Below are 25,274 nucleotides of genomic sequence, written 5' to 3'. Positions count from 1 at the left end.
TGATAGATTAGAGTCCAAACTGATATGTGACACCGCCACCAAAAGCCGTCATTTTCGGAGCATTTTGTCCAGAAATAGTCTGAGACGCATACCCCAGCACTCCCAAGCCTTTTACTTTTGGGAAATAATAATGGGCAAAACCTCCGACTCTACTCATATCCACTTTATTGGTAGGCTGAGGGGCATTGTAGGCTCGGATATCATCACCAGAGGTCGAGGTCTGACTGCTAAAAGTCGCTTCCACTCTTAGATCATGTCCAAAAAACCATTTACCTACTGCAAGATCCAGGTTCCATGAACTGGGCACATCCATCCAGGCAGTGTAATAGCTCCCATTATTGTAATAGTATTCTCTTTCGGCCTCCGTATAGCCTTTCCAAACATAGGCTCCAGATAAACGCCCATAAAACCCACTTTGCAACTGATAGTGGGCGATGGCTCTCCAAGCGATTTGAGGTGCTCCCAACCCTAAGCTGTAAGGCTGATAATCAGAGAGGTAATTAGAAGCCGGAGTAGAAAACAAAACTGAAGCAAAAAGAGAAAAATCAGACTTCTCCTGCTTGCTTTCTATGACCTTATACTTCAGACCCAAGGACAAATCCTGAATACCGGAAGTCCCGGCAAACTTCCCACCATTTGGCGTGGTAGAATTGGTCGAGACATAGGGAAGCCCCACGTAAGCATCCAGTCTGTCCGTGATTCCATAAGCGGCCATCAGCAGCAGAGTTCGTCTTTGTACAGTAGCGATGGTCGCGTTTTCCCGCAGAGAGTCACCTTCCCAGTAGTGGTCAAAGTCTCCGTATTCATAATTGAGCAGGAAACATATTTCTTTCTTTGGCATCATCAGTTCATCCGTGGGAGACTGCGCCAAAGTATTTATAGAAAAGCCCAACAAGCACCCAAGGATGCCTGTCAAGCTAGTGATTCGAATGTTCATTTTGGATTGTATTGAATTTCTAAAATGCTCCTAAGAGCCTTATCAAAGTGAATGAAATACCTCCTTGACCTTTTTGGGAATGCGCCAAGCCAGAGAGAAATTGATAAGATAATCTGCAAAAGCAGCGTCTCCGTGGACGACTTCATCAGGAGTGGAATTCTCGATATCCGTGACACTTTGTGTTCTATTTCTCCAAAGAGCTATCGGCACATTGAGCGTGCCTGTCACATTTCCTTTCATATAACTGACCCCAGGCTCCACCGAAATGATATAGCCCGGTCTTCGGAATCCTTCACTTCCACCGATCACATCATGAACCGGAATTCCTTCCATTCTTCCGCCAAGAGATAGGCCGAGACCATGGATTTTTTCAAAAGACCGAAAAACACCCGTTCTCACAGCATATTGATCCGGTACACTCATAATGGACTCATTCTCCCGACGTCTATTTGTAGGAGTTCCATTGGTTTCTTTGGGACTGAGCATATAAAACCCATCGTAGTACCAGAAATTGGTTCCGCCAATATTCCAGAGCCCCTGGAAATCCAAGATGATTCCGGTACCCCCGTCCCCCAATTGGATGGATTGATCTACGGTTTTCTCCTCCGGCAATCCTTCCCCTCCCTGATTGTAAAAGGTGCTGGTCGCCGCATAGTCCCCAGTCGGGAACTTTAAACCCAAGCCGATTGCCGTATTTCCTTTTTTGGCCTTTTCGCCAGATAGTAACCAATAGCCAGCTCCGATTCTCATATCGCTGAAGCCCTTGGAATAGGTAGTATGCCTCTCCGTCCGACCATGTTCGTACAAAGAGCTACGTTCATTGTATTGGAAAGGAAGAGAAACGATCCCGTAGATACGCTCGGTAAAGGCATAGCTGACATTGATATCCAATCCATGCTGATGATTGATCACCTCAGTGCCGTCTTCGATTCGGTTAGGCTCCTCATGTGTCCCTCTGAAATGTCGGAATGATTTGAAATAGCGGTAATTGGCAGAAATATTCCATTCCCCTTGATTGAGAATATTGCCTTGGCCTACGGCATTGCCCAAGCCGGAAAATTGACGGATAGCTACACAGCCTTGCGCATGTGAAAGGGCAGGAAGTATCCCTAGACTCGCTGCTACGAGTCCTGATAGTATCATTTTTTTCATTAGAATAAAGCGTAACAGATGACAGTCAAGCAGAGGCTTGACATAAGATAGATATATAGAGATCCCAGCCAGAATCATAGGACTCGTGAGATCTGTGTCGCATGTCACCTAGCTATGCTGAGGAGGAGGGGAATCTGGATGAGTAGATCGAGTCTGGTAAGATGAAAAAACGTACCCAATCTGTATACTAAAAATACTTCTCTCGGGCGATTGCAAGTCTAAAGTGCCCGATTCCAAATAGTCTTTGGCGAAAAGTTTCATTTGTACAGTGCTTCCCTGATCTTGAGATTGCTCGTCTTCTGTCAAGGATGAAATCCAGCGCTGAACTGTATTCTCTAAGGTCTTCCGAGCCGTATCCGGCACATAGATTATTTGTAAGGTATCATTTTGATAGCGCTGCTTGATCGCTCGATAATAGCGACCATCTTTTTCAAAACTGGTATTGGTAGCCTGAAACTCTTCCTGATTGGCCATGTAAGGCGCCGCAAGTGGAATTTCCATGAGTTGCTCCTGCTGAGGCAGATCCTCTACCCCATAGATCCTCTCATGCCATTCAGACTCTAGCTGGTATTGATGAGAATAATAGAATCCATAGTAGCCAAAGTGGTAGATGGCAAAGCAAGCAAAAAGCAGTATGGAGGCGAATTTTCTCAATGGGTAAATTTGACCCAATTAATTATAAAAGCCCTTTTGATCCAAATTTTACAGGATATTATTTCAGGAAAATAAAAATATAACGAATAATATTATAGTTAAAGAAAGAAGTACTGTTCCAAAGATCTGAATCACACGAAGTCTGTGAAAACTATCCAAAAACCATAATACCCAAACTGGTCGGATCAACCCCAGGATCAACTGGACCAAGGCTAAAACCCAAAGAATCCATATCACTGCATGCAACGCCTCAAGCATATCTAAAACTAAAAAAAGGGACGATTCTCACCGTCCCTTTACCTTCATTATTTTTTACGGATTATTTTTTCCGCTTCACTTCTCTCATTTCATATCCTTCGATCGTATCATCGATCTGGATATTGTTGAAACCTTTGATCGAAATACCACATTCGTATCCGGCTTTCACTTCAGCTACATCGTCTTTGAATCGCTTCAACTGATCGATTTCACCTTCGTGGATGACGATACCATCCCGAATGACACGGATCTTGTTCTTTCTGGTGATATAGCCATCGGTCACATAAGAACCCGCGACTGTACCTACTTTAGAAATCTTGAAGACTTCTCTCACTTGGATATTACCAGTGATCACTTCTTCAAACTCAGGCTCAAGCATACCTTCGATCGCATCCTTGATCTGGTTGATCGCATCATAGATGATGGAGTAATGACGGATTTCGATTTCTTCCTGCTCGGCCAATCTCTTAGCATTTGCAGAAGGACGAACCTGGAAGCCGAGGATGATTGCATCAGAAGCCGAAGCAAGCAATACATCGGATTCGGAAATCTGCCCCACACCTTTGTGGATGATGCTTACTTTTACTTCGTCTTTGGATAGCTTCAGCAAGGAATCAGAAAGTGCCTCAACGGAACCATCCACGTCACCTTTGATGATGATATTCAATTCTTTAAATGAACCGATTGCCAAACGACGACCGATCTCATCCAAAGTGATATGCTTTTTAGTTCTCAAGCTTTGCTCACGCTGGATCTGCTCTCTAGAGTTGGCAATCTCTCTTGCCTCACGCTCGGAGTCATAGACTTTGACGGTATCACCAGCCTGTGGTGCACCACTTAGACCTAGCACCTGAGCAGGCGTAGATGGCCCAGCTTCCTTGAGTTTTTTGCCTTTGTGATCAAACATCGCCTTCACACGTCCATAGTGCTGACCAGCTAGCATGACATCTCCGACTCTCAAGGTACCAGACTGAATCATCATCGTAGCTACATAGCCTCGTCCTTTGTCCAAGGAAGCTTCGATAATAGAGCCAACCGCATTTTTGTTTGGATTCGCTTTGAGTTCAAGGATTTCAGATTCGAGTAGGACTTTTTCCAACAATTCATCCACACCTTGACCTGTCTTGGCTGAGATATCCTGGGACTGGAATTTTCCACCCCACTCTTCTACCAAGAGATTCATATTTGCCAGTTCCTCCTTGATCTTGTTTGGATTCGCATTTGGCTTATCCACTTTATTGATCGCAAAGATCATCGGTACACCCGCTACCTGCGCGTGATTGATAGCTTCTTTGGTTTGAGGCATGATGCTATCATCAGCTGCGATCACGATAATCGCCACGTCTGTGATTTTGGCACCACGAGCACGCATCGCTGTAAAGGCTTCGTGTCCCGGAGTATCCAAGAATGCAATTTTATGCCCCGTTTTGGTCATTACGTCATAGGCACCGATGTGCTGGGTAATTCCCCCGGCTTCATCTGCGGTGACTTTGGACATACGGATATAATCGAGCAAGGAAGTTTTACCGTGATCGACGTGACCCATGATGGTCACAATCGGAGCTCTCTCTTCGAGATCTTCTGGGCTTTCCTCCTCTACTGCTACTGCTTCTTCCTCGATATCTTTGGTAAATTCTACATCGTAGCCAAATTCATCAGCAATAATGGTAATTGCCTCTGCATCTAGTCGCTGGTTGATAGAAACGAACATTCCCAAGGACATACAGGTGGAGATAATCTGATTGACAGTCACATCCATCAACGCCGCAAGGTCATTTGCTGAGATAAACTCAGTTACCTTTAGGATTTTGTTTTCTTCGTTTTCTACATCTACCTCACGCTCGCGTTCGGCCTTTTTATCTCTACGGCTTTTCTTTCCACCGGACTTATTGCCCTGGAGTCTAGCCAGTGTCTGCTTGATTTGATCTTGGATCTCCTTCTGAGTAGGTTCAGCTTTTTGAGTTCTCTGCTGCTGATTTCCTCTCGGACCTCGATTCCCTTGATTCCGGTTTCCTTGGTTTCCACCTTGATTCCGGTTTCCTTGATTGCCTCCTTTATCGATTCTTTTACGAGGACGTTTTTTGTCCCTCGACTTTTCATCTGAGGAAGCTACCGGACCGCCTTTCTTCTTAGGCTTATCTACCGGAAGTTCAATTTTACCCAACACGGTCAGTCCTTTGAGAGAGTCTGCTTTAGCGGCAATCACCTCATTTTCAGCTGGCTTTTCCGGTTTAGGAGGAGTAGCTGGAGCTGCAGGCTTTTCTGCTTTGGGCGGTGTAGTCGGCTTGTCCTTCGGCTGAGGTGCTTTGTCTACAGGGTTTGCTTCTGTCTTTGGAGCTTGAGGTTTTTTAGGAGCCTCAGGTTTTGGTGATGCTTTTGCCTCTGGAGCCTTCGCAGGAGCCGCAGGTTTAGGAGCCGGTGTCGGCTTTTTGTTCAAATCTATTTTTCCCAAGACCTTAATGCCTTCTAGTTTTGGGCCTTCATTGGAGATTTTCTCCGGCTCAGGAGTGGCAGTAGGTGCTGGTTTTGGAGCAGGTGCTGGTTCCTCTTTTTTAGCCTCAGGTGCTGGCTCAGGCTTGGGCGCAGGCGCCGGGGTAGGTTCCGCCGGTGCTGGCTCTGGTTTAGTCTCTTGCTTGGGCTCAGGCTTTGGTTCTGGTTCCAAGGAGACTGTTTCATGCCTTTTCCCTATCGAGAGGTGGGAAGCCTCTTCCTTCTCAAGTGCGGAGGACTTAAATTCCTTGTTCAGCATATTTACCTGCTCCATGCTGATTTTGGAATTCGGATTGTCCTGCACGTCAAAGCCCTTTTTTGCCAGAGACTCCACGATGGTTGCCGTTCCCACGTTGAGTTTTCTAGCTAAAGCGCCTAATCGCATCATTTTTTCTTCTGACATAAGCAAAAACCTCTTTCGAAATCTTATTTAAAATTGGGTAATTATCCGGGCATTATTGCCCATTACTGTTCAAATTCTTGTCTGAGAATTCGGAAAATCTCATCGATTGTCTCTTCCTCCAGCTCAGTTCTTCTCAGTAGATCTTCTTTACCGAGTGCCAATACACTCTTGGCAGTGTCCAATCCGGTTTTTTTCAACTCTTCGATGATCCATGCATCGATTTCGTCTTGGAACTCGATCAGAGCCACATCTTCTTCCTCGCTTTCGGAAAGCTCTCTGAATACATCTATCTCAAAGTTTACCAATCGACTTGCCAATTTGATATTGTATCCACCTTTACCGATCGCCAATGAAACCTGATCAGGCTTCAAAAATACGGAAATCCGCTTGGTCTCTTCATTGACAGAGATGGAGGAAACTTTGGCAGGGCTCAGGGCTCTGGATACGTAAAGCTCCAAATTGTCCGTATAATTGATCACGTCGATATTTTCGTTTTGCAACTCCCGAACGACGGCGTGAATTCTGGATCCTTTCATCCCCACACATGCTCCTACCGGATCGATTCTGTCATCGTAGGACTCTACAGCTACCTTGGCTCTTTCACCTGGCTCACGCACGATCTTCACGATCGTGATCAGACCATCGTACACCTCAGGCACCTCATTCTCAAATAATCTTTCCAAGAAAACTGGAGAAGTACGGGAAAGGATGATTTTCGGATTCCCGTTCATCATGTCCACTTTGTGCACAATTGCTTTGACGGTATCCCCTTTTCTGAATCTATCCTTAGGGATCTGCTCTCCTTTTGGAAGGATCAGCTCATTGCCTTCTCCATCGATCAAGAGAATCTCTCTGCCCAAGATCTGATAGACCTCTGCAGAAATGACCTCTCCTACTTGCTCTTCGTATTTATTGAATAGAATATCTTTTTCAAGATCCTTGATCCGCTGGATCAAAGTCTGACGGGCCATCTGTACAGCTCTTCTTCCAAACTCCTCCAACTCGATCTTCTCGTAAACTTCCTCTCCGATCTCAAAATCTGGCTCAATCTTCCTTGCATCGGAAAAACTGATTTTATCCAGATCCCAAATATCCTCGGAATTGTCGTCTACAATCTCCCGGATTCTGAAAATCTCCAAGTCTCCCTTATCAGCATTGATCGTCACGTCGAAGTTGTCATCGTTTTCAAACTTCTTCCGAATCATTGCTCTGAAAACATCTTCAAGAATACGGATCATGGTAGGTCGATCCACATTTTTAGATCTCGCAAACTCAGCGAAGGATTCTATTAAGACTTTGGCATCCATTTGATTTATTTAAAAGATACTTGTACAACTGATTTTTTTATTTCTTCAAAAGGGAATGAGGTCTCTTCCTCAGTCGCCTTTTTGCCTTTTTCTTTTTTGGCTACCAAGAGCACAATCTCCTGGTCTTTGACATCGACGAGCTTTCCTTTGACTTCTTTGCCTGACTCCAAGTTGACCTTGAGCGTCCTGCCTATATTTTTCTGATACTGTCTCCTGCTGGCAAGCGGATAATCCACCCCGGGAGAAGACACCTCGATTCGATAGGCCGTATCGATCAGATCTTTGGCCTCGATCTCCTCAGAGACATTTCTGCTGACTTTGGCACAAGTCTCAATCGTCACACCCTGATCAGCATCGATCAGTATATTGAGCGTCGTCTGGTCCCCTTTGGCACCCATACTGAGCTCCACGAGAAAGTGGCTTTCATCCGGCAGATGATTCTCCACGATCTGAGTCAATGTTTGTTTTAAATCCGACATAGTATGCATAATGAAAGAGGGGACATGGTGTCCCCTCCAGAAACTTTTCGAATACGGCACAAAGGTAAAATAATTTTATTCGAAAAACAATTGTTGGCAAAAAACGAAAAAATGTCGCCTAGCTCTGGGAAAAGGGCTCAAAATGACAGGATTGATAGAAGATCGCCTGACTGCCAAGTGGAGAATTCTGGGGAAAATAATCTTCAAAAAATATCGGGAATCACTCCATTTTGTGGGATGAACATAATAATTTTGCCGACCCCCGTTTAATAAGCATCTTCTTTCGTGCTATATTAAACCGTAAACCTGAATTAGTAAACGCCAATCAATACACATGGGATTATTTGATTTTTTCTCAAGCGATATCGCCATCGACCTGGGTACAGCCAACACTCTGATCATTCACAAGGACAAAATTGTCGTAGATGAGCCTTCGATCATTGCGATCGACAAGACGACCAACCGGGTGCTGGCAGTAGGGAGAGAGGCGATGAATATGCACGAGAAAACCCATGAAAACATCAAAACCATCCGTCCTCTCAAAGACGGGGTGATCGCAGACTTCTACGCCGCCGAGCAGATGATCCGTGGTCTGATCAAAATGATCCCTGGTCAGAAAAAAGGAATGTTTCCTCAGTCTCACCGGATGGTGATCTGTATCCCCTCTGGAATCACGGAAGTAGAAAAAAGAGCCGTACGTGACTCTGCAGAGCATGCAGGGGCCAAAGAGGTCTATATGATTTTTGAACCGATCGCTGCAGCTATCGGTATCGGTATCGATATCGAAAAACCGATGGGCTCCATGATCGTGGATATCGGGGGCGGTACCACTGAGATTGCCTTGATCGCTTTGTCTGGAATCGTGGCTGATCAGTCTATCCGAGTGGCAGGCGACACCTTCACCAAGGACATCTTGGACTACATGCGCCGGCAGCACAACTTACTGATCGGAGAGCGATCTGCCGAAAAAGTAAAAATAGCCATCGGTTCGGCCTTGACTGAGCTGGATGAAGCTCCAGAAGACTACGAAATCAGAGGCCGTGACTTGATGACTGGTATCCCTAAAGTGATCAAAGTCTCTTATTCCGAAATCGCTTTTGCTTTAGACAAATCTGTATCCAAAATAGAGGAAGCGGTCTTGAAGGCTTTGGAAATCGCTCCACCGGAACTTTCTGCAGATATCTATGACAATGGGATTCATCTCACAGGTGGTGGAGCATTGCTCAAGGGTCTTGACAAGAGATTGCATCAAAAAACCAAACTTCCTATCCATATCGCCGAGGATCCGCTGAGAGCTGTGGTGAGAGGTACCGGAACCGCCTTGAAAAACGTTCAAAATTTCAGAACCGTATTGATGACCTAATCCCTGAATGCTACGCATCCTTCAATTCCTTTATAGTCTCAGGTCCTTTCTTCTTTTTGTAATACTGGAAGTGGTGGCAGTCTGGATGATAGTCGCCAACAATTCTCCGCAAGGTGCTGCTTTCTTTAACTCCTCCAATGCCCTGACCGGTTCTGTACTTCAGACTCAGTCAGACGTCGTGGATTTCTTTTCATTGGCAGACGCCAATCAGAAACTCACAGAGCAAAATGCAGCGCTATTGGAAGCATTGAACCAACTGAAACCTGTCAGCGACTCGGTTACATTCGAATTGGACTCTGCATTTGAGGCCACATTCGAGTTTAGAAGTGCGAGAGTGATCAGTCAGACCGTCCGATTTGCACAAAATCACATCACCTTAAACAAAGGTGCCAAAGATGGAGTGAAAGAAGGTATGGGTATCTTCAATCAAGAAGGAGTTGTCGGACGAATCAAGACCGTTTCTGAAAATTTCTCAGTAGGAATCTCTCTACTCAATACCGGGCTTCTGATTTCTTCCAAAATCAAAGCAACTGATGTTTTTGGATCAATCAACTGGGACGGCGGCAATGCCAATGAGGCCAAAATGCTCTACGTCCCAAGGCATGTCACGGCTCAAGTCGGAGACACGATTGTCAGCTCTGGATTCAATGCCGTATTCCCTGAGGGGATTCCTATTGGCACTATCTTATCAATAGAGCCTGGCAGTGATCAGAACTATCACGACATCAAAGTGAAACTAAGTGCTGATTTCAGCAAAATCAACTATGTCTACCTCGTAGAAAACACTCAATTGCCTGAGTTGGATTCTCTACATCAAGAAGCAGAAGTCATCAATGAATATTAGGACATTCATCACCTATTTCTTATTGGGCTTAGTCCTGATCTGTGTGCAGATTCTTCTACTGAAGAATCTGGCGCTATTTGGGGTGGCGATGTGCTTCCTATATCTTTTGGCGATATTGTCACTGCCTGTTACGATTGATCACGTCCCCTTGATTTTGATCAGTTTTGGAATGGGATTGACCGTTGATATCTTTTATGACACCATCGGTATACACGCTGCAGCAGCCACATTCATTGGCTTTTTGCGCCCCTACTGGCTCAAAGTCATCAGCCCTACCGGAGGCTATACAGACAGCAGTGAACCTGACTTGAAAGAAATGGGAATGGGTTGGTACTTTACTTACGCCATGCCTATGCTATTTGCATTTTCTCTGGTCTTCTTTCTGATAGACCAATGGGGCACAGGAGGCTTTTTTCAGGTACTGAACAAAAGCTTTTTTTCCTCGATTTTGACCTTCGTTTTGGCTATACTTGTACAGTTGCTGTTCTTTAAACGCAGGAGAGGAATTTAATGAAAGATCAGAGACCAGTAGTCATCATCCTATTAATTTTGGGAGTAGGCTTGGTATTGTTGACCAAGCTTTTCTCCATTCAGGTCATGGACGACAGCTTTATGAAAAGAGCTGAGCGAAATGCCATTCAGCGTGTCGTGGATCACCCCTACCGCGGACTGGTATATGACCGTAACGGGAAGTTGTTGGTATACAACAATCCTATCTTCGACCTGATGGTCGTGCCCAAGGAATTTAACGTGCAGGATACAGCTCGATTTTTGGAGCTTTTTGATATCAGCAAAGAACATCTGATCGAAAATTACAATGCAGCCCGTAAATACTCCTGGGTCAAGCCTTCTCCGCTGATCAAGCAAATCTCTACCACCGAGTTTGCCAAAATGCAGGATTATTTGATCGACTATCCGGGACTGTTTATCATGACTAGGTCAGTCAGGTCTTATCCAGAGCCCATTGCATCTCATGCCTTGGGCTATATCGGTGAAATCAGTGCCCGCCAGTTGGAGCGTGATAGTGTCAACTATTATTCTCAAGGAGACTATGTGGGATTAAGTGGATTGGAGCGCTACTACGAAGACGATCTCCGAGGTGTCAAGGGCGTCAAATATAAAATGGTCAATGTACGAGGGATCGACAAAGGACCTTTCAAAGACGGGGAATATGACACTGCTTCTGTAGCCGGCCGCAATCTGACCTCCACGCTGGATCGTGAGTTGCAGCTTTATGGTGAATTTTTGATGCAGGGCAAAACCGGCTCCGTGGTCGCTATCGAACCTAAATCCGGAGAGATTCTTGCCATGATCTCGGCCCCCTACTACAACCCCAATGAATTGACAGGATCCGAGTTTGGCAAAACCTATACCCGACTCAATAAAGATCCTCAAAAACCCCTTTTCAATCGCCCTATCATGGCGATGTATCCCCCGGGGTCCATTTTCAAAATCGTCCAGAGTCTGATCGGTTTACAGGATGGAATATTATTTCCTGAAACTACATTTGCCTGCAACAAGTCACTAGTGGCCTGCCACAATCACCCTTCACCAGTCAATCTTTTCGGAGCTATCCGAAACTCTTGCAATCCCTATTACCATCAGGCATTTCGTAAAATGATCAATCGGGAAGTGTCAAGCAACACCTTCAAAGACACCGAAATAGGCTTGGATGATTGGAGAGGAAAGGTCATGAAATTCGGATTGGGAGGAAGACTGGGAATAGACATCGTAGGTGAAAAAGGAGGCGATGTCCCCTCTAGCCAACTTTACGATCGGTTTTATGGAGAAGGCAGATGGAAATATTCTACCATCTACTCTCTTTCTATTGGCCAAGGAGAACTTCAAGTGACGCCTTTACAGATGGCAAACTTGGCGGCTATTTTCGCGAACAAAGGCTATTATTATACTCCGCACCTTATCAAAGCGGTAGACGGAGATCCTAGTCAAATCCCTGCGGAATACCGGGTGAAAAATGAGGTGGGTGTGGACGCGCATCATTTTGACATGGTACAGGATGCCATGGCAGAGGCACTCTATGGTACGGCTACTAGAGCGATCATTCAAGATCTTGTCATTGCTGGTAAAACAGGGACAGCCCAAAACCCACACGGAGAAGATCACTCGGTTTTTGTGGCTTTCGCTCCAAAGGATGATCCCAAAATCGCCATCGCCGTCTATGTGGAAAATGCCGGCTGGGGAGGTCGTGCAGCAGCCAGTACAGCTTCTCTGATGATAGAAAAATACATCAAAGGAGAAATCACACGTCCGGCACTTCAGGAATATGTACTTGCCGGTAATTTTATCTATTAAATGAGGGGATCTGCAGACGTACAAATAAGCCGGGTAGACTGGTTGGTCGTAGTTATTTATTTCGCACTGGTCTTTATCGGCTGGTTCAATATCTACGCTGCAGTCTATGACAGTCAGGCGCCCCAGAGTATGTTTGACATGTCCATCAATTCCGGTCAGCAATTGGTCCGGATCGGGATTTCTGTCGTTTTGATCATCCTCATTATGGTAGCAGATTATCGGTTTTTCGAAAATCTCTCCCTCTATATCTATCTCGTATTCATTCTCATCTTGATCGCTACTCCTTTTATAGGAAAGGAAGTGAATGGCCAAGTATTGTCTATCGGTGTGGGTTCCTTACGGATTCAGCCCGGAGAGTTTGCCAAGTTGGCAACAGCTTTGGCTCTCGCCAAAGTCATGGAAAGGCCTTCTTTTGATCTGACCAAAACCAAGGATCAATTAACAGCTTTTGGGGTTTTGATTCTGCCGGTTTTTCTGATCCTCCTCCAACCGGACACAGGGACTGCCATGGTGTATTTTTCCATGTTTCTGATGTTTTACAGAGAAGGATTTCCTCAGCGATACTATATTTTGGGCATTGGTTTCATAGCACTTTCCCTACTTTCTTTGGGCATTGAAAACAATCTCTATTTGGCCATCGGGATCGTTTTGATCATGCTGATCTTGATTCTAATGGGAAAGAAAACCTGGCAGAGAATTGTCGCTTTTTCTTTGATCGGCATCGGAATGATTGCGTACAGCTACAGTATTGACTTTGTAGTTTCCAAGCTTCCAGAGCATCAGCAAAACAGGATTATGGTTCTTTTCAACCCCAACCTAGATCCTCTAGGTGTGGGCTGGAATGTGACTCAATCCAAGATCGCAATTGGATCAGGGGGACTGCTGGGCAAAGGATACTTGGAAGGAACTCAGACCAAGTTTGATTTTGTACCGGAGCAGCACACCGATTTTATTTTTTGCACCTTGGGAGAGGAATTTGGCTGGGTCGGGAGCCTAGTGGTGATTGGACTCTTTGTCACATTGCTGGTAAGACTTGTGGTGATGGCCGAAAGACAGAAAACTCGATTTGCTCGAATCTATGGCTATTGCGTGATCTCGATCTTACTTTTCCACTTTATGATCAATATCGCAATGACCATCGGACTATTTCCCGTGGTCGGGATTCCACTCCCATTCTTCAGCTATGGTGGATCATCCCTTTGGGCATTCACCGTATTGCTTTTCATTTTCGTCAAGCTCGACTCTTCCAGATCTCAGCAGCTAGGAAGGATTTATTAAGTGAAAAGTAAATCCGCTTTTCGATACAATCCCAATTTCTTTGAGTTTAGGATGGAAGACTGATCATTACATGCTATTCGCGGTAATCTCTCTGTCTAGTTGAAAAATAAAAAGCCTTTCCATTTCAGGAAAGGCTTGATTACAATTTCGGAGCGGTGTCACTTCTTCAAGTTCTATTTTTTACTTTGCAAAAGATCGGCAATCTTAATCAGCAAATTTGCGATAGACCAGCTGCATAAATTCGTGAACCGGTTCTGCAGAGCTATCCCAATTGAGCTCCTCCACATAGCGGTGGTTAATGAGCCCTACCGCTTCTTCAAAGGAACTACACTCATCGATTGATTTGAGCGCATGACCGAGCAGATCCGCGTTGCCATCAAATAGCTCTTTTGTAAACATAAATCTCTGGTTGATTGCCAAGCTTTCTGACAGTTCACCGATGACATTTTTCATTCCCCTATAGCTCTCTGCCGAATACCGAACTTTCAAATCTTGGGCATTGATTTTACCATTGGAATAAGTGGTTTTGGCCTCTTGAACTACAGGCTCTGGTCTAGGCGTCACCTGAGGCTCTGGACTAGGCGCAGGTTGTTTTTCTTGCGGAGCTTCGACTTGATCAAAAAAGGACCCCTGCCCCTCATCCTCTACAGGGCTGCTAGTGGATGAGACAGTAGTAGACTGACTGCCTTGCAAGTAAGCATCCAGATCAAAAGCCTTCACATCACCCAATGTTGCTATCAACAAATTGACAGATTCCAGGCTATCTGCAATGGCTTGGTAATTGGCCGCAATGGCTCGTTTGTATGCAGACTCATCATGGCCAAAACCAGCTTTGTCTATCAGAAAAGTTATGGCCTTTTCATGCCATTTGTAGTACTTCTTATTTTCCTTCAGAAATTCATTGATCTTTCCCGCAGGAGCTTTATCGATTTCTTGCTGGAAAAACGAAACTGGATCGGTAGCCACCAGAATAGATTGAGCCACGGCATATTTGACCAGCGGCTCGAAACTTCCGCGCTCCACTTTGATTCGACGCGAGAGCACATTCATAAACTGAGTCAAAGCTTCATGTACCGAAATATCCCTGTAATCAAAATACGGATTGGCGGTCAGGTTGGCGAGTTCATCCTGCCACAATTCAAAAAGTCGCTTGATGACAAAGAAATTGACCTGAACAGAACTCGTCAGCTGTACGATATCCTGTCCTGTAATAAACTGCTTGCCAGCATAATATCGATCACAAACGATCGAGGCGTACTCTTCGGCGTATTTTTCTAAATAATTGCTGTTAATTTGAATGGTCATTGGATGCAGGTGTTTTACAAAAGTCAACGAACAAATGCCCAGAATCGTCATTGAAAATCTATTTAATCACTCAATTAATTCAGAGGCAAGTAATCGTAAAGTTATTGAATTAATTCATGAAAACGGTATAGACTGGATGCATGCCTGCGGCAAAAAAGGCCGCTGCACTTCCTGTAAGATCATCGTGCGCTCTGGAATGGAAAATCTCAGCGAACTAAACGATCGGGAGCTTTTTTTCCGGAAGCAAAACAGACTTCAACTCAATGAACGCTTATCTTGTCAGGCAGTTTTACAAAAAGGGGAAATTTGCGTGCGTGTAGCTGACACCAACAAGTTTCCACATCTAGATTATAGCGAATAACATGATTTTCGAATCTTCCATAGAGAGCCGCAAAGACAAAAAGGGACAGATAGAAGTGATCTGCGGCTCCATGTTTTCTGGCAAAACCGAAGAGCTGATCCGTCGCCTCAACCGAGCTAAAATTGCCCGTCAAAAAGTGGAAATTTTCAAGCCAAGTATCGACAAACGCTACCATGAAGAAGACGTGGTTTCGCACAATGATACCTCCATACGGTCCAGTCCTGTCAATTTTGCAGAAGACATCCTGCTATGGAGTGGAGGCTGCGATGTCGTGGGCATCGATGAGGTACAGTTTTTTGATGATCAGATCGTCTCTGTGGCTCAAAAACTAGCCCTACAAGGCAAACGGGTCATTTTAGCAGGATTGGATATGGATTTCGAAGGGCAGCCTTTTGAACCCATGCCGAAGCTCATGGCCATAGCTGAATATGTCACCAAAGTCCATGCAATCTGCATGAAATGCGGAGATTTGGCTGCGTTTTCATTTCGACTTTCTGATTCGAAGCAAAAGGTCATGCTAGGCGAAAAAGAAAGCTACGAAGCCAGATGTAGGAAGTGTTTTTATGAAGACAAAAAGTAAGTTGGCAGTCTCAGTGATCAGTGTTACAGATTGTCCACCGCCTACAGTCAACGGACCACAGTGGGCAGTGGTCTGTGGCCTGTGGTCTTCGAAAGTTCTTGATTCTTATTTCTAGGCTCTTGAATCTAATGTCTTATGTCTAAAGCCAATCGTCTCAAACAGTAAATGCTAAAAAAAACGGAAGGCATTGTACTCAGCGCAATCAAATACAAGGAAACAAGCCTGATTGTACGGATTTTTACCCGGGAGCTCGGACTCAAATCCTATATCATCAATGGAATCCGCAGTCAGGGAAAAAAATCCAAAGCGGCTCTTTTTCAGCCTATGACCCTCCTCGAGCTCGTCGTCTACGAAAAAGAAAGCAGCAGCCTCCAGCGGATTTCTGAAGCCAAAATTTCCCATCCATTTCGACTGATCCCTTTTGACTTTAGTAGATCTGGTATGGCGATGTTTATGGCTGAGGTCACTGGAAAAGCCATCTATGACAACTACCAAAACGAATGGCTTTATGATTTTTTATCCGAAAGCCTTCATCGCCTCGATCAGAACACCAGTGATATCAAGCATTTTCCTCTAGCCTACCTTGTCAAACAAGCCCAATTTTTGGGATTTGGTCCGGATGAAGCTGATGAATACCTCCAGGAAAGTCGCTCGCTCCCCTTCGCTACGGAGGAAATCCCACTCGTCAAATCCTACCTTGAAGCGCTTCTAAGTGATGGATTTCGATGCAGTTCCACTCACGGCATCCGCATCCGCAGACTTCTTTTGGATTATTTATTGGAGTTTTATAGCGAGCAGCTGGACAACCCAAGCCCTTGGAAATCAATCGGAATCTTGCGTCAACTGATGCCCTGACAAAAAAGAAAGGAAATATTGGGAGTCGAAAAAGCAAAAATTTGCGATTTCCGAGAGGAACACTTAATATTGTGCCATCACCGTGTATGAGCAAGCCAGCCCACTTTGGCTTGAGTTTTTCCTGCAGACCTTTTTTGCTCAGAAAATCATTCACGATCCCAAGTTTGTATTTTACTACACAATACTCATTTCATACCCTCTTTATGTACAACATAGAAGAACTCAGAATCAGGCTACTATCTGAACTGAAGGAAATCGCAGAGGAATTAGGCGTCAAAAACCACAAATCTCTCAAAAAAGACGATCTCGTCTATGCTATCCTAGATCAGCAAGCCATCACCCCAGAGCAAGCTCTGCCAAAGAAAAAGCCCTCTCTCGCTGAATCCCAGCAACCTGAAGCTCCCAAACCCGAGGAGAAAAAATCAGAAAAGCCCGCCCCTCAAGAAGAAAAGGAATACAAGCCTAAGTTCAAAAGGCAAAATGTAGCCGAGTCCAAAGAGGAAGAAAAAACATCCAAGGCTCCTGAAGCAAAAGAAAAACCTGAGCCAAAACCGAAAAAGGAAGCAAAACCGAAAGAAGAAGCTCCTAAAAACACGGCTCCTGAAGAAAAGCCTGCTGAGGAAAATAAAACTTTTAGACCTAGAAAAAGGGTATTCGAGGAAGTGAACGTAGATAAATCTTCTCAGCAAGAAGAAAAGCCTAAATCCTCTGAAGAAAAACCAACCACTCCTGCCAAAAACGAGCAAGAGGCTGATTTGCCAAAGAGAAAAAATTTCAAATCCCAAGACGAAGTACTCGCTCCTGCAGCGGAGACAGTTTCTCATCCCCGCAAGAAGGCCTACGTTAGCCCTCGTGAGTTCGATGGAGTAATCGAAAATGAAGGTGTGCTGGAAATGATGCAGGAAGGTTATGGCTTTCTACGCTCTTTGGATTACAATTACTTGGCGTCTCCAGATGATATATATGTATCTCCGAGTCAGGTCAAGCTTTTTGGCTTAAAAACCGGTGATCATATCAAAGGCTCCATCCGTCCACCAAAAGAAGGTGAAAAATACTTTGCTCTTTTGAAAATCGGTACTGTCAATGGCAAAACCACAGATGAAATTCGAGATCGAGTTCCATTTGAATACTTGACCCCGCTTTTCCCAGAAGAAAGACTCAACTTGACCACGACTCCGGACAAGATGTCCACCAGAGTGGTTGATTTATTCGCGCCTATTGGTAAGGGGCAAAGAGGCATGATCGTCGCTCAGCCAAAAACCGGTAAAACGGTATTGCTACAGCAGATCGCCAATGCCATCACCAAAAACCATCCGGAAGTACACCTGATGATCCTCTTGATCGATGAGCGTCCAGAGGAAGTGACTGATATGGCTCGATCAGTGAATGCTGAGGTCATTTCATCTACATTTGACGAGACTGCAGACCGTCATGTAAAGGTGGCAAACATTGTCTTGGAAAAAGCGAAAAGAATGGTGGAAGTCGGTCATGATGTGGTAATCCTTTTGGACTCCATCACTCGACTGGCCAGAGCTCACAATACTGTGGTACCTAGCTCAGGCAAGATCCTCTCCGGTGGTGTGGATGCCAATGCACTTCACAAGCCTAAGAGATTCTTCGGTGCTGCAAGAAACGTAGAAAACGGTGGTTCCTTGACCATCATTGCTACTGCACTAGTAGAAACAGGTTCCAAAATGGACGAGGTCATCTTCGAAGAATTCAAAGGAACAGGAAATATGGAACTGGCCTTGGACAGAAAGCTGGCCAACAGAAGAATCTACCCATCTATCGATGTATTGAGTTCTGGTACCAGAAGAGAAGATCTATTGATGGATAAGGAAGAGATGCAGCGAGTTTGGATCTTGAGAAAGCTCATGAGCGATATGACTTCCCAGGAATCCATGGAATTCCTACTTCAAAGAATGAAAGGAACTCGTGACAATGCCGAGTTTTTGATCAGTATGAATGGGTAGGAAGCCCTTCACCTGAAGATTTGGATGCCCTCTTGATTGGAACAAATCAAGGGGGCATTTGTTTTACAGGCATTATCAGCAAACTTCATAGCTGATTCTTGGACAATACCTCTTACCATGAAAAGGCTTAAATAAAATATAAAAAACATTTTTCATTATATATTTTTAAAATCATTAAAACCTTAACTACCTTTGCAAAACCCTTAATAGCTTAATCACTAATCACTTGGGATCACCCTTCCCAAAAACTTAGAATTTTCCTTGAAGAATCAGATTCTATTTGTTTTTCTGTTTTTTTGTGCTGTCCAAATATTGGGCATGGGAGAGGTATGGGGACAGTGTGCTGGCTGTAGCGCAACGAAAACTTATAACAGTACATCTAGCGGTACGGTAACAAATGGAAGTTCAAATTGGTCTCCATCAGGGAAAATTTCAAACGGTTCAGCAATCGTCCGATTTAACGGATCCAATGCTTCTTACCTATGGCAAGAAAATGACCTAAAAATTGGTGGAATTGTCCTTTCCAATGGAGCTGACTTGACTTTGGATAGAGGGAATGAAGGAAACAATCCTGGTTTTAGAGTTGAAGGTGGCTGCATTTCTGTTGGTGCAGGCTCAACACTTACACTCGGCTATATTTCTGAACTAAAAAATGTGACCATTTGCGTTGAAGAAGGCGGGAAATTAGTTTTAGATTCAAGGGCAAGCGATCGAAATGATTTCACCCTTGAAAATGTGGAGATCAACCTTCAAGGTCCAGCTTCAGAAATTGTAATTGGAGAAGCTGATTTTATTCTAGGCGCATCTGGAGTGTCTATATCGGGATGGACCGGAAATGCAAATGGTATTTGCCCATCTTCAACCTCTGGTGTTGCGGGTAGTTCAGGTAATATATCGTGGACCTCATCTAGTGACGGAGCTGAAGTTTGCAAGATTTTAAGCGCAAACGCTTCATGCGGACCAGCAGGTTGCGATGTTGTTGTCAATGGCAACACCATAACCGGCACAATTCAAGACGGATCAACCATCTGTATCAGAGGAAATAGAGGATATGCGATAGATCTTCAAAATAAAGACAATTTGACTATCTGCATCGCTTCCGGAGTCACTTTATCAGGTTTGTTTACCAATTATAATTCATCGAAGAAAATTACAGTAAATGTTTACGGAACTGCTGTAGGAAGTCTAACCATGAACAATGATCAGAGTAGTTTTAATGTCTTTTCAGGTGGGAGATATAATAACTACGGAACCTTAGATGTACAAAAAGGCAATGTTTCTAATCAAGGGACGATAACCAATACCATTAACCTCTCAAATTCGTCCTCATTTTACAATTCAGGTACTCAGTCAGGTCAAACCGTGGCCAACAATTCGGCATCAGTTGTTAATACTGCTCTTCTTTCTGGAAGTATTACGATGAATAACACTTCTTCCTTCACAAACTCTGGAACATCATCAAATACTGTCAGGATTAATAATACTGCAAACTTTACTAACACTGGGACACAGTCTGGACAAGTTACGATTGATAATAACACTGTATACATTAATAATGGGATTCAAACCGGAAACCTTACAATCAATGCAAGCGGAAGTGTCACCAATAATGGTACTTTAAACATTTCCACCCTATCCTTTGATACAAATGTAGCTACGATGACCTTCAACAATTCGGCATCAAGCACTTTAATTGTTACCAATTCAACTACAATGGCTGGTACAATCTCATTAAATGGCTCCTCAACATTTAATGATAATGTGACATTTTTCACAAATAACAACCCTACAACTGTTACCCTTAATGGGAAAGCTATTTTCAAGAAAAATTTGAATCTTTTAGCAAACAATGGGTCTAACGACGTTACAGTAAATATTGGTGAAACAGGTGGAATTGATGTCACGGAAACTCTGACCATTTCAAGAAATGGCATCATCAATTTGACAAATAATTCAACTATCTCACCACAACCATACATAAAGGCTAAAAATCTAACTTTTAGTGATGCAGGAGGAAGAGGAGGTAAACTGAATGCAGGAGAAAATACTGATGTCATTATTTCCAACCAAACCTTAATCAATGGAGCGGCAGGCTCCCAACTTAATATTGAAGGAACCTATTCCACCAATACAGTAAACTCCGGAGGCAGTGGGGGTTCGATTAATCTTGGAGAAAATGCGAAACTCACTGTGTCTACAGATTTCAATCTGAATGGAAACCTAAATGTTACTATTGAAGGAGAACTTGACGCTGGATCAATAAAGTCAAATGGAGCTGGAGGAAACTCTTTATTGATTAAAACAACTGGTAAAGTATCTATTGATGATGATCTTAACATCAATGGATATCCTTTCACTACACAAGGTGAGGCAAGTATCCATGTAGGAGGTGACTTATTAGTAACTAACTCTGGCCAATCCAAAGTTTACATTAATGACAATACAGTCTTTTATGTAAATGGTGATACTTCCATTGGCAATTTAGTTCAAATAAACGATGATGCTTTTGTGACATTTAAGGGGAGTGTTAACGTTAGCGATTCAGGAGACGCATCACTCACTTTAAATGATAACGCAGACATCCTTATTCAAACGAACCTCACAAAATCCAGTTATTGGAGCGGGTCTGTAATAGTCAATGGCTCTAGTCAGTTAGTTATTTGTAACGAAAGAAGACCATCTGGCACTGTAACTGGTGACTTCCCAACGGATGAATCAAATGACAAAATAACAATTGCCACCTCCCCTGCTTATTATGGAGGCTGTCGAATCCTTCCTGTTGAATTTCTATCCTTTACTGCTGACTACCTTTCTCAATCAAGGAGTGCTAAACTGAATTGGGTTTCCGCCAAAGAATGGGAAAATTCTCATTTTGAAATAGAGAGAGGATTAAATTCAGTCACTGAATGGGAAACACTAGGCGAAGTAGAAGGAAGCGGCTATTCGGATGTTGTCCAAAGCTATCAATTTACTGACGGAGCCCTACCACCGACTGGAGGATACATCTACTATCGCATCAAGCAAGTGGATTTTGATGGGGACTTTAGTTACAGTGCTACCCGATCCATCAAAATTGATGCTATCCAAGGTGAGAATCAATGGCTGCTCTACCCCAATCCAAGTAGTAATGGCTCAGAAATTAAAATCCTACTTAAGGATCAGGGAATAATCCAAGATGAAAAAATAAGAATCACCCTCTCTAATGCCTTTGGTCAAGTTACATACCAAGAAGTCAATCATCCTGACGAAGTGGCATCTACAGTCAATTCTTGGCTCACTAATTCCGTTAAGGGCTTATTTGTCCTTCAAATCCAATGGGGTAGCAACAGCCAGTCCCTCAAAATAATCCGGAATTAATCATTCCCCATCTTCCTGATTTTCAGAAAAATAATTCTGAATTATTTGCAGTATGTCAAAATATTATTTCAATTTTGACCTAAACAAACCTTTCAATCAGACAATTCGTTACGATAAATAAGTAAAATCAGAATTTAATTCCATTTTTACCAATTCGAAATACAATTTATACAGTATAACCAACAACAAACTATTCCGATCACTATTCTTATGAAAAACAAATTAGTACTCGGTCTTGCCTTGAGCTTTGCAGTTTTCTCATGCCAGGACAACACAGACCCGTTGGAACAAGATCCAATTCAAATAAATACAGATACTGAGACTTTGAGTCAACGTATATCCAAAGAAGGAGCAGGCGTCATTGGTATCACCGATCCCACCTTGCCAGCTGGCAGAATTTCTCAGGATGAAATCCCCGCATCGGAGATCCCTTTGATCTTGATATCAAAAGTAGACGCTCCTCAATCTAATGGAAACACCCTCAAAGCTACTCATGTGGATATTGATGGGGATTTTGCATATGTATCTTATAATACAGAAGGCGAAACATATCTTGGCGGAGTAGAAATTTTTGACATCAGCGATGCCTATAATCCAAAAATCACTGCTCAAGCAATATTCCAAGACGTAGATATCAGTTCAATTGCATACAAGGACGGAAAACTCTTTCTAGCCGCTGCGGTCAATGTAGATGCCGATTATGGAGTAGATACCCCAGCAAATCTAATCACTGTTTCAGTGGCTGGTGGACAGTTTACTTCTGACTTCAACTTCTCCACTATTCCTGGATTTGTTGCGACAGATGTGACACACACAAATACCAATACAGTCATCACCAGTGGGAACCCTGGAATTGTCGGATTGATGGATGCAAATAATGTTTTGGGCTCCTCTCAAGAAATTACTGACTTGAGAGCTGCTGCTTTTGGATCAGATAGATTAGCTGTTTTGAGCGGAACAGAAGGAGTCAGAGTCATGGATCCAACTAACCTATCTACGATTTACACCATTCCTGTGGCGATAGAATCTAGCGGTGCCAAAAGAACAATTGAGATTGACAATGACTATCTCTACGTTTCTGAAGGAAGCACTGGCGCTGGGATCTATCAAATCAATGATGGAACAGAAGTAGCCAATCTTGAAATCCCTATCAAGCCATCTGATGTCGATCCAAGTGAAATCGTAACTAACGCAGTTTCTGTGGATGATAATTTGCTTTTCATGGCTAATGGTGCCGCTGGAATCAGCATCTCCGATGTAAGTGACAAAGCCAACATTAAGGAATTTGGTGTTTTGGACCTAGATGGTTCTTCCAATTTTGTAAGAAATGAAGAAAAATTTGTATTCGTAGCTACAGGAGCAGATGGATTGCAAATTCTTAAAATAAATACCCAAGAAACTCCTCCTGCTGGCGTTGATTTAGGTTGTGATGGACTTCCAAGCTATACTGGAAATCAAAATCTCAATATTAATAGCAATGAGAGTCAAGCTTACTCAGGTGCAGCTGTCTTGAAGAATGTAAACGTAGGTGGAGATTTCCTATTCTGCGGATCTTTGGCTATTGAGCAAAACCTGAATGTCAACAGCAATGGTATGATGACGGTTAGCGGATCATTTGTATTTGGCCAGTATCAGAAAAACACTTCTTTGAATATCAATAGTCAATCTACTCTTCGTCTTCACGGTAGTACTGTCATCTATGGAGACTTGAGATTAAACTCTGGCGCGACTCTAGAATTTGTCGGAGAAGGGAATACACTTACTGTCTATGGCACCGTGACTATAAATAGCGGAGCTCAGATTATAGGTGATTTTACTGACACAGAAGGCAAACTTGATTAAAAATAAGTAACACCCTATTCTTTTAGGCCTGACAGATTTGTCAGGCCTTTTTGTTTAGACTAATTTCTACAAAGGCTTAAAAATGAATTATTACGTATATTCAAGTCTTACAGATTAAACATAAGAGGGAAAATCAGGAACAAGTAGGCATCTATTTGACTCCAAATTTAACTGAACGACATCTTAAGTTCGACAAGTCCTCTTATCATCTGATTCTCAAACAATTGCAGCTACAAATTTTCTAGCATAAATAGATTTACGTATATTTGAAATACATTTTAATGGTTTTGAAATTTAATTTCTGAACTAAAACCCAATGTATCTGAAGCAGTTTTTACCCAAAGTAGCTTTCCTATTATTTTTTCTGATTTCGATCGGGTGGGAGGCGCATGGGCAAAACCCAAGAATATTAACTTCAGGAACTTCATTTATTGTCCCAACTAACACAAAAATAATGAAAGTTGAAGTTTGGGGTGCTGGTGGTGCTGGAGGGTATAATAGTGGAGGAGGTGGTGGATCAGGAGCTTACTCTCAATCTACTTTCACTACTTTGCTTTCTTCCTATAATTACTCAATTGGTCAAGGCGGAACAACAGGAAATTTGAATGGGGGTAATACTTGGTTTTCTTCCAACACCATTTTGATGGCTGCAGGTGGAGTTGCCGGCACTAATAATAATGGTTCAGGTGGTTTAGGAGGACAAGCCACAGCTGGTTATGGTACAATTAAAACAAATGGAGGAAATGGTGCTAATAGATCTGGAAATTCAGGAGGAAACGGTGGCACCTCTCCCAATTCTGGAATAGGTGGAAATGGTGGTGGAAATGGCCAACCAGGCCAAGCAGGACCAAATCCAGGAAGTGGTGGCGGTGGATCTGGCAATAATAATAATACAGTTGCTGCAGGAGCAAATGGTCAAATCAGGATATCTTATATAGCACTTACCTCTGCAACAGGCACGGACAACCAAACCATTTGTTCGGGTTCTAATATGACAACGGCTACATATTCAGTTCCTACTGGATCTTCAGCAACTGTTACAAATTTACCGACAGGAATCAACGCCAACTTTGTCAGTGCCACGGGCATTTTGACAATCTCAGGGAGTACAACCGTTTCTGGAACTTATAATATTGCTATTACAACCAATTATGGAGTAACATTAAATACTACAGGAACTATTTCTGTTAACCCACTTCCAACTCCAACCTTTACCGCTCAGGCAAATGCATCAAGCTGTATCGATGAGTCTATAACCTATACCACTCAATCCGGTATGAGTGCTTATTCATGGTCTTTTCCCGGAACTGCTGGAACAGATTATGTCATCTCCTCTGGTGGTGGATCTACGGACAATTCTGTGACATTGGTCTGGAAATCAACAGGGGCCAAATCTGTCTCTGTAAACTATACAAATACCAACGGGTGTACGGCTGCCGCTGCAGTTTCTTCCAACTCAACTACCGTCAACGCCCTTCCTACCCCAACCTTTACCGCTCAGGCAAATGCATCAAGCTGTATCG

19 protein-coding genes are annotated in these 25,274 nt (G+C 43.4%); 12 read left to right on the top strand and 7 right to left on the bottom strand.

From position 1 onward, the window contains the following. Positions 1–7: 7 nt before the first annotated feature. The 6 genes from G460_RS0108935 to G460_RS0108910 all read right to left on the bottom strand — a co-directional run bounded on the left by G460_RS0108935 (position 8) and on the right by G460_RS0108910 (position 7,680). Complete coding sequence (locus G460_RS0108935; protein WP_026955028.1) at positions 8–937, bottom strand: transporter; 930 nt, start codon at positions 935–937, stop codon at positions 8–10. 42 nt (positions 938–979) lie between these two features. After that, positions 980–2,080, bottom strand: coding sequence for a hypothetical protein (locus tag G460_RS0108930; protein WP_245578716.1), 1,101 nt, complete (start codon positions 2,078–2,080; stop codon positions 980–982). A gap of 117 nt (positions 2,081–2,197) precedes the next feature. Beyond that, entirely contained in the window at positions 2,198–2,743 is a 546-nt protein-coding gene (locus G460_RS0108925) for a DinB family protein (protein ID WP_026955026.1), read from the bottom strand. A 319-nt stretch (positions 2,744–3,062) separates the two neighbouring features. Continuing rightward, positions 3,063–5,894: a translation initiation factor IF-2 gene (gene infB, locus G460_RS0108920; protein ID WP_026955025.1), complete on the bottom strand. Its 2,832-nt coding sequence runs from the start codon at positions 5,892–5,894 to the stop codon at positions 3,063–3,065. A gap of 62 nt (positions 5,895–5,956) precedes the next feature. Continuing rightward, positions 5,957–7,201: a transcription termination factor NusA gene (gene nusA / locus G460_RS0108915; protein WP_026955024.1), complete on the bottom strand. Its 1,245-nt coding sequence runs from the start codon at positions 7,199–7,201 to the stop codon at positions 5,957–5,959. Positions 7,202–7,206: 5 nt separating this feature from the next. Then, positions 7,207–7,680, bottom strand: coding sequence for a ribosome maturation factor RimP (locus tag G460_RS0108910; protein ID WP_026955023.1), 474 nt, complete (start codon positions 7,678–7,680; stop codon positions 7,207–7,209). Positions 7,681–8,014: 334 nt separating this feature from the next. On the opposite strand from G460_RS0108910, the gene G460_RS0108900 reads away from it, so the two are divergent. From G460_RS0108900 to rodA, 5 genes are read left to right on the top strand one after another with little or no spacing between them, the layout of a single operon-like run. After that, complete coding sequence (locus G460_RS0108900) at positions 8,015–9,043, top strand: rod shape-determining protein (RefSeq protein ID WP_026955021.1); 1,029 nt, start codon at positions 8,015–8,017, stop codon at positions 9,041–9,043. A gap of 7 nt (positions 9,044–9,050) precedes the next feature. Beyond that, complete coding sequence (gene mreC, locus G460_RS0108895; RefSeq protein ID WP_026955020.1) at positions 9,051–9,887, top strand: rod shape-determining protein MreC; 837 nt, start codon at positions 9,051–9,053, stop codon at positions 9,885–9,887. Continuing rightward, positions 9,877–10,398, top strand: coding sequence for a rod shape-determining protein MreD (gene mreD / locus G460_RS0108890; protein WP_026955019.1), 522 nt, complete (start codon positions 9,877–9,879; stop codon positions 10,396–10,398). The genes mreC and mreD overlap by 11 nt, the downstream gene beginning before the upstream one ends. Further along, the gene (mrdA, locus tag G460_RS0108885; protein WP_026955018.1) at positions 10,398–12,200 is read left to right on the top strand and encodes a penicillin-binding protein 2; all 1,803 of its coding nucleotides are present in this window, start codon (positions 10,398–10,400) and stop codon (positions 12,198–12,200) included. Before mreD ends, mrdA begins: the two co-directional genes overlap by 1 nt. Then, positions 12,201–13,478: a rod shape-determining protein RodA gene (rodA, locus tag G460_RS0108880; protein ID WP_026955017.1), complete on the top strand. Its 1,278-nt coding sequence runs from the start codon at positions 12,201–12,203 to the stop codon at positions 13,476–13,478. A gap of 204 nt (positions 13,479–13,682) precedes the next feature. Here rodA and G460_RS0108875 read toward each other — a convergent pair whose 3' ends face one another. After that, on the bottom strand, positions 13,683–14,783 hold the full coding sequence (locus G460_RS0108875; protein WP_026955016.1) for a hypothetical protein: 1,101 nt from the start codon (positions 14,781–14,783) through the stop codon (positions 13,683–13,685). A 34-nt stretch (positions 14,784–14,817) separates the two neighbouring features. Between G460_RS0108875 and G460_RS0108870 the strand changes: the two genes are divergently transcribed. From G460_RS0108870 to G460_RS22645, 7 genes are all read left to right on the top strand, one after another. Then, entirely contained in the window at positions 14,818–15,144 is a 327-nt protein-coding gene (locus tag G460_RS0108870) for a 2Fe-2S iron-sulfur cluster-binding protein (protein ID WP_026955015.1), read from the top strand. Between the two features lies 1 nt (position 15,145). Beyond that, on the top strand, positions 15,146–15,724 hold the full coding sequence (locus G460_RS0108865) for a thymidine kinase (protein ID WP_026955014.1): 579 nt from the start codon (positions 15,146–15,148) through the stop codon (positions 15,722–15,724). A 165-nt stretch (positions 15,725–15,889) separates the two neighbouring features. Next, positions 15,890–16,579 carry a DNA repair protein RecO gene (recO, locus tag G460_RS0108860; RefSeq protein ID WP_026955013.1) on the top strand — a complete coding sequence of 230 codons (690 nt, stop codon included), beginning with the start codon at positions 15,890–15,892 and terminating at the stop codon, positions 16,577–16,579. A gap of 203 nt (positions 16,580–16,782) precedes the next feature. Next, complete coding sequence (gene rho / locus G460_RS0108855) at positions 16,783–18,552, top strand: transcription termination factor Rho (protein WP_026955012.1); 1,770 nt, start codon at positions 16,783–16,785, stop codon at positions 18,550–18,552. A gap of 318 nt (positions 18,553–18,870) precedes the next feature. Further along, entirely contained in the window at positions 18,871–21,909 is a 3,039-nt protein-coding gene (locus G460_RS0108845) for a beta strand repeat-containing protein (protein ID WP_026955011.1), read from the top strand. A 210-nt stretch (positions 21,910–22,119) separates the two neighbouring features. Then, positions 22,120–23,751 (top strand): LVIVD repeat-containing protein, encoded by a 1,632-nt coding sequence (locus G460_RS0108840; protein ID WP_026955010.1) that lies wholly within the window; start codon positions 22,120–22,122, stop codon positions 23,749–23,751. A 454-nt stretch (positions 23,752–24,205) separates the two neighbouring features. Next, on the top strand, positions 24,206–25,274 hold a 1,069-nt coding region (locus G460_RS22645), incomplete at its 3' end, for a glycine-rich domain-containing protein (RefSeq protein WP_026955009.1).

It is taken from the genome of Algoriphagus vanfongensis DSM 17529, assembly GCF_000429465.1.
In the GTDB taxonomy this organism is placed as follows: Bacteria; Bacteroidota; Bacteroidia; order Cytophagales; family Cyclobacteriaceae; genus Algoriphagus; species Algoriphagus vanfongensis.
Note: the sequence above shows the minus strand (reverse complement) of the source record. Positions and strands in the feature narration are given on the sequence as shown.

What these genes read in the sequence shown, in the direction of transcription:
- G460_RS0108935 (WP_026955028.1), bottom strand. Translation starts at nt 937, where the DNA reads ATGAACATTCGAATCACTAGCTTGACAGGCATCCTTGGGTGCTTGTTG.
- rho (WP_026955012.1), top strand. Translation starts at nt 16,783, where the DNA reads ATGTACAACATAGAAGAACTCAGAATCAGGCTACTATCTGAACTGAAG.
- mrdA (WP_026955018.1), top strand. Translation starts at nt 10,398, where the DNA reads ATGAAAGATCAGAGACCAGTAGTCATCATCCTATTAATTTTGGGAGTA.
- G460_RS0108870 (WP_026955015.1), top strand. Translation starts at nt 14,818, where the DNA reads ATGCCCAGAATCGTCATTGAAAATCTATTTAATCACTCAATTAATTCA.
- G460_RS0108900 (WP_026955021.1), top strand. Translation starts at nt 8,015, where the DNA reads ATGGGATTATTTGATTTTTTCTCAAGCGATATCGCCATCGACCTGGGT.
- G460_RS0108840 (WP_026955010.1), top strand. Translation starts at nt 22,120, where the DNA reads ATGAAAAACAAATTAGTACTCGGTCTTGCCTTGAGCTTTGCAGTTTTC.
- G460_RS0108910 (WP_026955023.1), bottom strand. Translation starts at nt 7,680, where the DNA reads ATGTCGGATTTAAAACAAACATTGACTCAGATCGTGGAGAATCATCTG.
- nusA (WP_026955024.1), bottom strand. Translation starts at nt 7,201, where the DNA reads ATGGATGCCAAAGTCTTAATAGAATCCTTCGCTGAGTTTGCGAGATCT.
- G460_RS0108865 (WP_026955014.1), top strand. Translation starts at nt 15,146, where the DNA reads ATGATTTTCGAATCTTCCATAGAGAGCCGCAAAGACAAAAAGGGACAG.
- G460_RS0108930 (WP_245578716.1), bottom strand. Translation starts at nt 2,080, where the DNA reads ATGATACTATCAGGACTCGTAGCAGCGAGTCTAGGGATACTTCCTGCC.
- mreD (WP_026955019.1), top strand. Translation starts at nt 9,877, where the DNA reads ATGAATATTAGGACATTCATCACCTATTTCTTATTGGGCTTAGTCCTG.
- rodA (WP_026955017.1), top strand. Translation starts at nt 12,201, where the DNA reads ATGAGGGGATCTGCAGACGTACAAATAAGCCGGGTAGACTGGTTGGTC.
- G460_RS0108875 (WP_026955016.1), bottom strand. Translation starts at nt 14,783, where the DNA reads ATGACCATTCAAATTAACAGCAATTATTTAGAAAAATACGCCGAAGAG.
- G460_RS0108845 (WP_026955011.1), top strand. Translation starts at nt 18,871, where the DNA reads ATGGGAGAGGTATGGGGACAGTGTGCTGGCTGTAGCGCAACGAAAACT.
- infB (WP_026955025.1), bottom strand. Translation starts at nt 5,894, where the DNA reads ATGTCAGAAGAAAAAATGATGCGATTAGGCGCTTTAGCTAGAAAACTC.
- mreC (WP_026955020.1), top strand. Translation starts at nt 9,051, where the DNA reads ATGCTACGCATCCTTCAATTCCTTTATAGTCTCAGGTCCTTTCTTCTT.
- recO (WP_026955013.1), top strand. Translation starts at nt 15,890, where the DNA reads ATGCTAAAAAAAACGGAAGGCATTGTACTCAGCGCAATCAAATACAAG.